6 protein-coding genes are annotated in these 12,020 nt (G+C 67.0%); 2 read left to right on the forward strand and 4 right to left on the reverse strand.

The window, feature by feature from the left end:
- The first annotated feature begins 4 nt into the window (after positions 1 to 4).
- Positions 5 to 802 carry a sulfite exporter TauE/SafE family protein gene (locus F2P44_RS26455; RefSeq protein WP_167091136.1) on the forward strand — a complete coding sequence of 266 codons (798 nt, stop codon included), beginning with the start codon at positions 5 to 7 and terminating at the stop codon, positions 800 to 802.
- Between the two features lie 265 nt (positions 803 to 1,067).
- Positions 1,068 to 2,105 (forward strand): energy transducer TonB, encoded by a 1,038-nt coding sequence (locus F2P44_RS26460; protein ID WP_167091139.1) that lies wholly within the window; start codon positions 1,068 to 1,070, stop codon positions 2,103 to 2,105.
- 45 nt (positions 2,106 to 2,150) lie between these two features.
- On the opposite strand, the gene F2P44_RS35835 is transcribed toward F2P44_RS26460, so the two are convergent.
- The 4 genes from F2P44_RS35835 to F2P44_RS26480 form a co-directional block, all read right to left on the reverse strand.
- The gene (locus tag F2P44_RS35835) at positions 2,151 to 3,731 is read right to left on the reverse strand and encodes a chitinase (RefSeq protein WP_229423768.1); all 1,581 of its coding nucleotides are present in this window, start codon (positions 3,729 to 3,731) and stop codon (positions 2,151 to 2,153) included.
- Positions 3,732 to 4,199: 468 nt separating this feature from the next.
- On the reverse strand, positions 4,200 to 7,088 hold the full coding sequence (locus tag F2P44_RS26470; protein WP_167091142.1) for an SPOR domain-containing protein: 2,889 nt from the start codon (positions 7,086 to 7,088) through the stop codon (positions 4,200 to 4,202).
- A gap of 6 nt (positions 7,089 to 7,094) precedes the next feature.
- Positions 7,095 to 8,492, reverse strand: coding sequence for an ATP-binding protein (locus F2P44_RS26475; protein ID WP_167091145.1), 1,398 nt, complete (start codon positions 8,490 to 8,492; stop codon positions 7,095 to 7,097).
- A partial coding sequence (locus tag F2P44_RS26480) for a contractile injection system tape measure protein (protein WP_267877633.1) occupies positions 8,476 to 12,020 on the reverse strand: 3,545 nt, incomplete at its 5' end. The genes F2P44_RS26475 and F2P44_RS26480, both read right to left, overlap by 17 nt.

Here is a 12,020-nt window from a genome sequence, read left to right on the forward strand (position 1 = left end):
CCCGATGACTATCGTCGCGCTGCTTGGCTGTGCGGTCGGCATCGTGCTGGCGCTGACCGGTGCCGGCGGCGGCATCCTGGCCGTGCCGCTGCTGGTGTTCGGCGTCGGCCTCACCGTGGCCGACGCCGGGCCGATCGGTTTGCTGGCGGTGGCCCTGGCGGCCAGCCTGGGCGCCGTCATGGGCCTGCGCAGCGGCACCGTGCGCTACAAGGCGGCGCTGCTGGTGGCGGCGGCCGGGGTGGTGTGCTCGCCGCTGGGCTTGTGGCTGGCGCAGCGCATGCCGAACCGGCCGCTGACGGCCATCTTTGCCGTGGTGCTGATGTATGTCGCCGTGCGCGCCTGGCAGCGTGCGCGCTGCGCGGAGGGCGCGCCGCCGCCACGCGCCACGCCGCCCCCATGCCGGCTCGACCTCGCGCGCGGCAAGATCAACTGGACGGCGCCCTGCGCGCGGGCCCTGTGCTGTTCCGGCCTGGTGGCGGGGGGACTGTCCGGCCTGCTGGGCGTGGGCGGCGGTTTCGTCATGGTGCCGGCGCTGCAGCGCTTCACCGATCTGGGCACGCAATCGGTGCTGGCCACCTCGCTGGCGGTCATTGCCCTGGTGTCGATGTCGGGCGTGGCCGCCAGCGCCGCCAGCGGGCACCTGCAATGGGCCATCGCCTTGCCGTTCGCGCTGGGTGCGCTGGCGGGCATGGGCGGCGGCCGGCTGCTCGCGGCGCGCCTGCCCGCAGCGCGCCTGCAACAGGGCTTTGCGCTGGTGTCGGCGCTGGTGGCCGTGGCGATGCTGGTGCGCGCCCTCGGCTAAGCGTCCGCACCGTGTGGTTGTTTCGCACACAAATGGTGTCATTTTCATAAATATCTTGAGCCTCGCGGCGGTTTCGGATAAATTTCACTCCGGAAATTTCCACTTCTACTTTCACTGACAGGTTTGCTATGTACCGAATCCAAAGCGGTGTTGCGCTGGGTCTGCTTTTTAAGCAGCTGCGCCACCCAATATCAGAACATGGGCTTGACCGGCGTTCACGCCAGCTCCCAGGCTCCCGCGCGCGGGCCCCTTGGGGAGCGCCGCAATGCTGAGGCTAGGCGCGCTGGTGGCGCTGACTGTCCTGGCATCGGCCGCATCGAGCGCCGAACTGCCTTTGTCCGCCTGCGCGGCCCAGACCTATCCGGCCGAAGCGCTGCGCTACCGGATGGAAGGGGCGACCCGGGTCCAGCTCGGCGCGGGCAAGGCGGCGCGGGTGATCGGCGTGATCGGCGAGAGCGGCTACGCCGTGCTCGACCGCGCATCGGTGGCGCTGGCGGCTACCTGCAAACCGGCGCGCGCCAGCGACGATGGCACGCCGTGGGTGATCACGGTGCCGTGGAAGCTGCCGGTGCAGGCGGATTACCTCCCGGCCCGGCTGGCTGTCGAGCACTGTACGCGCAGGAATAAACTGATCCGCTTCCCCGAGCTGGACGGCCCGCTGCCGAATGTGACCGTGCGCGTGCTGGTATGGACCGATGGCGCGCCGGTAACGCCCAAGATTGAACTGTCGAGCGGCGAGCCGCTGGTGGACAAGCAGGCCATCGACATCGTCGAGAACTGCCGTTTCAATCCGGCCACCCTGGCGGGGACGGCGGTGGAGGGCGCCATACTGGTGCCGCTGGCATTCGACAGTGCCGGCGTGTCCGACGAGAAGTTGCGCGCGGCGTACAGGCGCCTGAGCGACCCGCTGCTCGGCAAGAAGGAGTACAAGCTGGCCCAGATCCGCTTCGCGTCCGAAACCGCAGCGACACAGGCGATCGGTGAAATCAAGGGTGGGGCCAGCTTTGCCGAGATCGCCCGCACCCGCGCGAAGAAGCCGAACAAGACCAAGCTTGAAGGTGAGCTCGGCTGGATGCGCCTGGCCCAGATGGATAAATCCATTGCAGAGGTCATCGAGGCGCACGGCGTGCCCGGCGTGGTGCCCGTGCCGGTGCGTGGTGTTGCCGGCGGCTGGCATGTGATCGAAATCCAGCAAACGCGCCCGGCCGAATCGGCGGGCTACGAGCAGCTCAAGGCCGAGCTCAGGCGCAAGCTGATCGAGGAACGGGACATCGTGGTGCAGCAGCCGCCGGCGCTGAACTGATGTCGATGAAAGGGCGGCCCTTCCCTGGGCGGCCCTTCCTGCCGCTTACGGCAGCGTTTTCAGGGTCGCCTTGACCGGCACCGAGAAGTTATATCCGTCGTGCTTGTCCCAGTTGATCGACCACGTCATCACGCCGCGGAACTCGGGGTAGGCCTTGACCGGCTTGATGGTGCCGCAGTTGAGCAGGCGGGTCAGGCAGTTGAGCGCGTTGTTGACATCGGTCGTCGTGGTAAAGCCCGAACCGGCCGAACTTCTGCCCGACGGCACGCCAAAGCCCACCTGGTCCGGACGCAAGCCGGCAAAGGTATTGCCGCCGTACGTAAAGCCTTCGATCAGCATTTTCGCGGTGCCCACCAGTTGATCGGTGGAGCCGGCCTTGAGCGGGCCGCTCGCGTATGGCGTGTAGATGTCGCCGTTGTTGTAATACTGCGGATGCAGGATCGTCAGTTCGTTGCGCAGCGCGTTGATGATCGGGATATAGGCGCCCCAGATCGAACCGTAGCTGGTAAAGCCACCTTCCACGTACACCCATTCCGGCGCCATCGACAGGTAGAAGCCCGCGCCCACCCTGGCCTTGAGGTTCTTGACCGCGAGCGGCAGGTAAGTCTGGATCGCCGCGCCTTGCGAGACGCCGTTTTCCAGGTCGAGGTCGATGCCGTCGAAGCCATATTTGACGATGATCGCGTGCAGCGAATTGGTGAAATTGGTCGCCTCGGCGCTCGAGCCGACCGACACCGATCCGTTTTGTCCGCCCAGCGATAGTATGACCTTCTTGCCCTGCGCCTTTTTCGCCTTGATGTCGGCGATGAACTGCGCTTCGCTGCCGGCGCTCGGGTCGACCGTGAAGCTCACGTTGCCGCCCCCGGCGTTATCGGCGAACGAGACCACGATCACGTCCCAGTCATTGCTGACCTGGCTGATCGGGTAGGTGTTGCCGCTCGGGTTAGCGAAGTTGTGCCAGTAGCCGACCAGCGCGTGTTTAGCCAGGCCGGTCGGGGTTGGCGTCGGCGTTGGAGTAGGTGTTGGAGTAGGTGTTGGAGTCGGCGTTGGCGTTGGCGTTGGAGTCGGCGTTGGAGTCGGCGTCGGCGTCGTACAAGAACCGCCAGCCGTCCACAGCGTCGCTGAGTCTTTCGGATTCCAGTTGGTGCCGACGTACGCGGTGTGAGTCACGAGCGCCTTGTAGGACACGCCGAGGTAGCTGACGACCTGGCCTGCGGTATAGGTGATTCCTTCGGCCCACAACGCGCAGCCCGCTGGCGTTGGAGTCGGGGTTGGCGACGGCGGTGGAGTGGGCGTTGGTGTCGGCGTTGGTGTCGGCGTGGTGCTGCACGACCCGCTCACCGTCCATGGCTTGCCGCTTCCTCCAACCCCGCTGTTGGTCGATGGATTGTCGCCCTGCGTCCAGTAGGCGGCCGTGTAGTTGATGCCCCCGTAACTGGCCGATTTTCCGCCTTCGTAGGCGGTGGCGCTGTTCCAGGCCGCATAACAGACGCTCGTTGCCGCCATCATCTTGCTTTGGGATGACTGGGTGCCGGTGGAGGTAGTGCCACCGTTGCTGCCGCCGCACGCGGCCAGCGACCCGCCCAGTACGCTGACGATCAGGCTGTTGATGATTGTTCTGTTCAATTGAGGCTCCATATCAAATTGTCGGGGCACGTGCGTGCCGGAGATAAACCAGGTCGATCCATGTGCCGCGCGAAGTTCCTTGCTCGTGCGGCATGGGCGGAATCAATCCGCGCAGCGATTATGATGCTTTATATGCAATATCGCTATACCAATATAACACCAATATGCGGGAATATGCATACCAAATTGAATGAACTTAATACCAGATAGGCGTGCACGGAAGTGTCGGTAACGCAGCGCACCGGCCGTGTGGTCCACGCAATGCCTTGGCGTCGCCGCCCGGATGAGCTGTGTTTGATTGGCACCGCGGTATCGCGACTGCAAAGCAAGCCGCACGCGTGCGGTGACGCCAGCGCGCCGCCGCACGGCCTTGCTTACTGGACGAACTGAACGCCACGCGGAGAAAGGACAGCCAGAAGCGCCTGACCGCCCGGTAAGGCAGCGGCAGTACCGGCCCGCGTGCCTCCCTTACGGCCGCTCGTTGCGCTCCTTGAATTTGGCGCGGAAATAGAAATACATGCCGATCAGGCACAGCACCAGCACGGCGGGAATCAGGTAGCCGTCCGTCAATGGCGCCAGGTAGGGATCGAACAGCAGCAAGGCGACCAGCACCAGGACGGCCAGCAGCGCCACGGCCAGCGGCACCAGATAGTGTTTGCGCAACACCGTGCGCGCCTGGCACGAGCGTGCGTACGTGATCGCCAGCGCCACCAGGATCAGGACCATCAGATCGAGCGCGAAGCGCAGCAGCCAGCGGTATTCGCAGACGATCTTTTTGAGCGTGCTGTCGGTGCTGCTGGCCTGGCCCGGCGGATCGCGAAAAAAGTCCTGGATGCAGTCGTCCACCGATTGCGATTCGTTGCAGTGCTTGACGCCGGCCACCGCCGGCTTGGGTGGCGCCGTGGCGGACAATGGCCGGCCCGGCCAGAAACCGACTCCGCCGAAATTCTGGTTGAAATAGACCAGGTCGTCTTCCAGCTGTTGCCAGCCGTCGCCGTCAAAATTAATGACCGGCACCATCCGGTTCAAGAGATGGAGCTGATCCACGCCGGTATTGCTGCTCTCGATCTCGCGTCGCAGGAGTAGCTTGTTATGCCCGCTCGGCTCATCGAACAGGACCAGGAAGTAGGGCAGCCTGCGCACCTGTTCGCGCTGAAACAGCTGCAGGGCCTTGGCGGTCAGCGACGCTGGCGCCGGCGTTTCCTTCGGACGCACCATGCCGGCCAGCCTGTCGTATTGGTAGATTCCCGTGTTCAGTTCGGCGCGCCGCATCATGATGTTCAGGGAAAAATCGTACTCGTCCAGCATGTGACGCAGCCTGGCAAGGAAGGCATCGAACTGGACCACTGAAGCGGGGTCGCGCGGATAGCCATCGAAATACAAGGTCACGCCATCGCCTCGAACCGGCACCGGCGCCATGCCGAACGACAGCCATGGCCGCGCCCTGGACGGGAAGTCGGTCATGCGCCCGCGGAGCAGGCGCACGATGTTGTCGGATAGCTGGTTGAACCGGAATTCGCGCTCCTTGGCGCCCAGCGCCGCCCATGGCCCCCAGGCGCTGCGCTGGATCACCCAGTCGACACTGACCCGGTGCCGGCGCGCGGTGGTGACGAAATCGAGCTGCCGGTCGTCCTTGCCACTGAACAGTTCGCTGACCCTGCCGCCGCCGTTTGCCATGATCAGTTCGCCGTTATCCTCGAACGTGACCCCATAGTAATTCACGCGCGACACCAGGCTGAAATCGACCCGCTGGGCGGCGCCGCCCTGCCAGAACGGCAGGAAGCGGAACACCTGGGTTTTCTGGTCGTCGCTGCAACCGCACAAGCCCGCCGCCAGGGTGATCGGTGCGGACGGGTTGTACGCTGGCGTCTTGCGCCCCACCTGGTCGAACAGGTAGCTATAGCGCTTGTACAGCTCGCCCACCGTGCTGGCTTCCGTGGATCCCGGGCTATCGCTGGCGATCGCCCCGTCGCTGGCCATGTCGGGGGCCGCTGGCGCACACAGCTTGGCGTCGCGCAGGGATTGCAGGCGCTTGCCAAGACCGGGGTCGGCATCGCGGCCGGAACTGACGGCGGCGATCAGTGCCTTCATGTCGTCGTCGCTCATGCGCCCGGATGGGGGCGGCGCCCGGCGCGTGGGCGGCGTGACCTGCTGGCAACTGCCGATGCCCACGCTCAGCCGGTCTTGCAGCGCGCGCGCAAACAGTTGCTGGTGCGGGTACTGCATGCCGACCATCTTTTGCAGCAGGGTTGCCAGCGGCGCGGGCAGTACGGGCCGGTCGGCAATCGCGGCCAGGGTTTCGTCGGTCACGCCGATGCCGTGATCGGTCGTCACCGCATGCTCTTTCAGCAGCGGCAGCAGCGGCCCCGTCTTCTCGCCTGTATCGGCCAGCACCGCTTGCACCTCCTCCTCGAAGTCGGCGTGCGCGATGACGGTGTCCGGTTCCACCAGCGCCTTGAGCGCCTTGACCGTGGCGGCCGAAAATTCGCGCTTGCTGGTGATGGTCTTCAGGTCGTCCTCTGTCAAGCCGTACCAGTACGCCTGGCCAACCCTGTCGCCCGCGTTGACAACTTGCGGCGTGACCACCGCGTGGTAGCGCACCAGCACCGGCGGCAGCTTGACCTCGTCGAGCCGGAGCCGGATCGGATACAGCGTGGCGCGGTCGGTCTGCTTGTCGATCCACTGTCCGAATTCGACGCTGAGCACATCGGGGCGCCATTCCTTGTGCGCCGCCAGCCGGTCGGCGAAATGCAGCAGGGCGGCGACCGACTCCTCCGACACGTTCGGCGCCGGTTCGATGTTGTAGTAGAGCCAGAAGCGCGTGATGAAGGAGAGCGTGATCGGTCCCACGACGTTGTCCGACAGGGGCTGGCCGGCCGTGGCGTGGGCCTTCGCGTACGACGCGTCGCCCTGGAAGATCAGCTTGAGCGCATCCTGGATGCGCTTGCGTTTTTTGGCGTCGTAACGTTGCAGCACCTCGACCGACAGCAGGCGCGGCGCCGCAGTCGCTTTGTTTGGCGCTGGCGTGGCTGCCGCAATCGGCTTCGTTGGCGCCGGCGTGACTGCCGCAATCGGCTTGCTTGGCGCCGGCGTGGCCGCAGCAGCCTTGGATGGCGCCGGCGTGACCGGTGCAACCGCCGCCGGCTCGGCCACGACAGCCGTTTCCGGCCTTGGTACGGGCACGGTAACCGCTTCCGGCGGCATCGGCCTGGACGCCGCGCCAGGCTTGGGCGGTGCCGGTGCCGCCGCCACAGGCGGCACCGGCGCGGTGGCGGCCCGCACCGCCGGTTCGGCCAGCGCCAACAGGACGCCCAGCGCCGCACAGGGAAGGAAAGACCAGCGTGAATGTAGGTTCATAGATCCCTAAAGGGTGCGTCCTTCTTTGATGAATTCCTTCTTGATCGCGCGTTCCAGGTCGTCCAGTTCGATGCGCACGGTGGCCGCCGGCTGCTTTTCCTGGCGCCGCGCCGCTCGAATCGCGGCGTAGCGCGCCACGTTCGTGAGCGCACCGCCCGAGAGGACGTGTTTGTCGGCCAGGCGGTGCAGGTCGACGTCGGCAGCGAGCAAATCGCGGTCCTGAAACAGCTTGTCCCACAATTGTTCGCGTTGCAGCGCATCCGGCAGCGGGAAATAGATCGCCGACTGGAAGCGCCGCGCGAACGCTTCGTCCAGGTTGGAGCGCAGGTTGGTGGCCAGGATGACGACGCCGGGGAAGTCTTCCACCCGTTGCAGCAGGTACGAGATTTCCTGGTTCGCATGCCGGTCGTTCGAGCTGCTGCCTTCAGTGCGCTTGCCGAACAGGGCGTCGGCCTCGTCGAAAAACAAAATCCAGTTCTTGTTCTGCGCCTGGTCGAACACATTGGCCAGGTTCTTTTCGGTCTCGCCGATATATTTGGAGACGATCATCGACAGGTCGATGCGGTACACGTCCACCCCGACCGACTGCCCGAGCAGGGTCGCGGTGAGGGTCTTGCCGGTGCCGGGAGGACCGTAGAACAGGGCGCGAAAGCCCGCCTTGACCTTCGTGTCCAGGTCCCAGCGGCGCAGCAGGGCGGGGCCGCCGCGCAGCCAGGCGCGGATCTGCTCGATTTCATCCATGACTTCGGGGGCCAGCACCAGGTCGGTCCACGCCAGCGGCGTGGTAATCAGCTTGGCCGGAAAGCCGGCGCCGAAGTCCGGCTTATGCTGCTGGCCGACGGTGAGCCGGTGCAGATAATCGGTTTCCACCGCCAGCGTCGCGCGCAGCGCCGGTTCGCCGCTGGCCGCCTGCTGCATGCGCAAGATGCCCAGCTTCGCAAAAAAATGCGATGGCTCGAACAGGCGCCCCACCTCGAAGCGGCGTTGCAGGTCATCGCCAGCGAGGATGAAGACGGCGGTTTCGCCGGTCGGCAGCAGGCCGCTGTGCGCCGCGCCGCGCACGCCGCCGAACTCGGTGAAGGTACGTTCGATCAGCTTGTTATGCGTCAGCAGCAGGTCCAGCGCCTGCGGGCGGATGTGCGGAAGAAGTGCCAGGATCAGGACGATGCGCTCGTCGGCGCTCATTTCCTCGCCGGGGCTGTTGCGCACGGTCTCGGCGAACAGCGAGGGATCGCCGGCCAGGTCGGGCGGCGCCGGGAACACCGGTATCACGCCCGCGTCGGCGTCCTGGGCGACGAAATACGTCTCGAAGCGCGCCGTCAGCACTTGCGCGAACCAGTCGATCTCGCGCGCCAGGCTGCGCGCGTTGGCCATCATGGCCTCTTTTTCAGCGCCATTCGACATGCACAGCCCTTTCCATCCATGGATGCCGGATAACCGAGAACGACCACGGCAGCGCGTCGAGCAGCATGTCGAACGAGCCGGCTTCCACTTTCAGGCGCCAGGCGTCGTCTTTCAGGTGCATGCTGCCGCGCCGCTGCAGGAACGACTGCCGCAAGCCGTCGGGCGAGGTGTTGCCGATGGTTTTCCAGTGCGCGATCATCGCCCGCAGCATCGTGTCGACCGCGTCGCGCTCCTCGTCGGTCGGCACGATCTCGCGCATGATCGGGGCGCTCAGCGTCAAGCCGCACAAGACCTTGTTCAGGCCAAGCAGGTATTCCGGGCAGTCGGTCTGGCCGCTGACGATGAACTGCACCAGGTGCACCGCGCGCTCGGCCGCTTCGGTGCTCTTGAAGCGCGCGCCCTCGGTCAAGCCTACCATCGCAAACAGGCGCGGAAGGTAAGGGCCGGCCAATACCTGGCCGGCGTTCGACAGGAACAGGGCGTCGCATTCGTCGTCCAGCGCGCTGGCCGTGGCGGGCGCCAGGGCCGGCGCATGCCGTTGCGTTGGCGCGGCGGTGTCGGCCGGTTCGGCCAGGTGGGACGCCAGCGCGCGCGCGTACGCGGCCGGTTCGAAGCGCAGGCGCTGCTCGAAGAACCAGCCAAAGGCAAATTGCCTGGTGCGCAGCCCAATGCGGGCGGCAGCGGGCGCCGGCAGATCCCGCGCCAGCGCGCCGCCAACCTCGCGCGCACAGCGCAGGACGGCTTCCAGGTCGGCTCCGGCCAGCACCGTCACCACGCTCTCCAGCAGGCCCGCCGAAAACTGAGTGCTGTCGTCGCCGGCGCCGTGGAGCAGGGGCGCCAGCGCCGCGCGCTGCGCCGGCGGATGGGTGGCCAGGGCATGTGCGCAGGAGACGGCGGCCCGCTTCGGCGCGGGTGCTGGTGGTGCGGCGAAACGCGCGTCGAGATCGTCGAGGTCGACCGCACGTTCGTTGGCAAGGTCGTCGAGCACCTGATGCAGGTAGGCCTGCGGCGCGGCGCTGCGGCCGGCATGGGCCTGGGCCGCATCGAGCAGGTTTTTTCCGTGCTCGCCGGCGCCGTCGAGGTGGGCGGCGATCCGCCGCAGCACGTCGGGATCTGGCGGCGCCCGGGTGGTCGGTGCGGCAGGCATGGGGTTCTCCGGGGAAGGTGGCACGGTGGTTGCGGCAGGCTGGCTGTCGACGTGTTCGGCGATGGCTTCGAGGTCGATGGCCTCGCCGCGCTCCAGGGCGGCGTTGACGGCGCGCAGGAAGCTGGCGGTATCGGCGCTGCGCTGCGCGTACGCGCTGATGGCGTGTTGCAGCACGCTGTCAGGGCTGGTCATGTGCGCCTTGATGGCCTGCCATGACTGGGCAATCGGATCGCCTCGCGTGGTGTGGGTGGCCGGCTGCGCGGCGGCGGCCGGGGCTGCCGTCAGTTGCATGATGGCGGCCAGCCAGCGCGCACGGTCGGGCGATGCCGCAGTGGCGGCGTGCGGCTCCAGCAGGGCGCTGAGCGCATCGAGTACCTGTGCCGGGAAGTGCTGCGCGACCGGCTCCCACACGGTGGCACGCGCGCCGATCTCCATGACCGCCTTGCGCGCATGGTCGCCGAGACCCGCAAAGACGGCCGGTGTGAGTCCGGTCGGGTCGCCGTCAACGAGCGCGCGCAGCAGGAACGCGGTGCGGGCGCGCGCGTCGACGGCGCCCAGATCGATGCGCTGCGCATGTCCGAGCGCGGCATGGGCGGCGCGCAGGAAGTCTGGCGGACTCGCGCTGTGCGCTGCATGCGCGGCGATGGCCTGCATCTGCATGTCGCGTTGCAGATGGTTGTCCACGGCGGCCATGCGGGTGGCCAGTTGTTGCCACAGGTCGATGATTGACGCGCTGGGGGCACGCAACGCCGCTTCGTAGCGCTGCGCGTCGAAGGGCGTCACGGCCAGGTGCATGATGCTGGCGAGCCAGAGGTCGCGTGCCTGCGCCGCCGACGCGGCTGCGATGTTGCGCAGGATGGCGGGTGCCTGCGGCGCCACCAGCGTCGTCAATTCGTCCAGCAGCGCGAGCGGGAAACGCCAGGCGACGCGCTGCCACACGTCGAAGCGGGCGCCAGTGCGCGCGATTGCCTGGCGCGCCGCATCGCTGTGCGCCGAGAGCAGGTCCGGCGCCAGGGCTGCCGCATCGGCATCGCCGAGAGCCGCCAGGATGCGCTGGAGCGGCTGCACGGTGACATCGGGCGGCGCGTGCGACGGCACGGGTGCGCCCACCGCTGCCGCATAGCGGACCGGGTCGAACGGCGTGGCCGCCAGATGCATCATGCTGGCCAGCCAGCGCTCGCGCGCGGGCAGTATCGCGGCGCCGCCGGCGATCTGCGGCTGCCGCAGGATGGCTGGAGCGGCCGGGGCCATCAATGCCGTCAGGTCATCGAGCAGCGCTAGCGGGAAGCGCCGCGCGACTGGCTGCCATATGTCCGCACGGGCGCCGATGCGGGCGATGGCCTGGCGCGCGGCGTCCGCGTGTACAACAAGGGCATCGGGCGGCAGCGCTGCCGCGTCGGCGGCAAGTAACGCCGACAGGATGCGCTGTACCGGCTCGGTGCTGGTGTCGATGGCCATGGCGTTCATGGCGGCGGTATAGCGTGCGGCGTCGAATGGCGTGGCCGTCAGGTGCATGATGCTGGCGAGCCAGCGGCGGCGCTCGGGAATCGTTGCGGCGTTCGCACCCGCGTGCAGGTCGCGCAGGATGGATGCCGCCCGTGGCGCCAGCAGGGCGGTGATCCGCCCGAGCAGCGCGAGCGGGAAACGCTGGGCGACAAGCTGCCATACATCGAAGCGGGCGCCGATGCGGGCGATTGCCTGGCGCGCCTCGTCGGCCTGCACGGCAAGCAGGCACGCCTCGAAGCCGTCCGCGTCGGCGGAGAGCAGCGCTGCCAGAATGCGCTGTTCCGGGTCGGCGGCGATGTCGATCCTGTCGCGCAGGATGGGGATAGCCGGTTTTGGCAGGCGTTGGTGCGCATCGAACGGTACGCCTGCCAGCTGCATGAAGCTGGCGAGCCAGTGCTCCCGATCATTGGCCGGCGGCTCGCTTTGCGGTGCCAGCAAGGCCGTCATCGCTCCCAGTATATCGAGCGGGAAGCGTTGCGCCACGCGTTTCCAGACATCGGGGCGCGCGCCGATGCGGGTGATGGCTTCGCGGGCCACTTCGCTGTGCGTACTGAATATATCCGCCGGCAGGAGCGCCGCGTCGCCGGCCAGCAAGGCCGAGAACATACGCTGTTCCGTGTCCTCACCACTCGTCAGATGCATGAAGGTGGCGAGCCAGCGGTTCCGGTCATGAACCGGTAACTCGCGCTGCGGTGCCAGCAAGGCCGTCATCCGGTCAAGTACATCGAGCGGGAAGCGCTGTGCCACGCGCGCCCAGACGTCGCTGCGCGCGCCGATGCGGGCGACGGCGGCGCGGGCCACTTCGCTGTGCGTACTGAATATATCCGCCGGCAGGAGTGCCGCATCGCCGGCCAGCAAGGCCGAGAAAATACGCT

The sequence above is a fragment of the Massilia frigida genome, assembly GCF_011682175.1.
In the GTDB taxonomy this organism is placed as follows: domain Bacteria; phylum Pseudomonadota; class Gammaproteobacteria; order Burkholderiales; family Burkholderiaceae_D; genus Telluria_A; species Telluria_A frigida.

Bases quoted from the DNA above. Each gene is read 5' to 3' on its own strand.
- F2P44_RS26455 (WP_167091136.1), top strand. From the start codon at position 5: ATGACTATCGTCGCGCTGCTTGGCTGTGCGGTCGGCATCGTGCTGGCG.
- F2P44_RS26460 (WP_167091139.1), top strand. From the start codon at position 1,068: ATGCTGAGGCTAGGCGCGCTGGTGGCGCTGACTGTCCTGGCATCGGCC.
- F2P44_RS26470 (WP_167091142.1), bottom strand. From the start codon at position 7,088: ATGAACCTACATTCACGCTGGTCTTTCCTTCCCTGTGCGGCGCTGGGC.
- F2P44_RS26475 (WP_167091145.1), bottom strand. From the start codon at position 8,492: ATGTCGAATGGCGCTGAAAAAGAGGCCATGATGGCCAACGCGCGCAGC.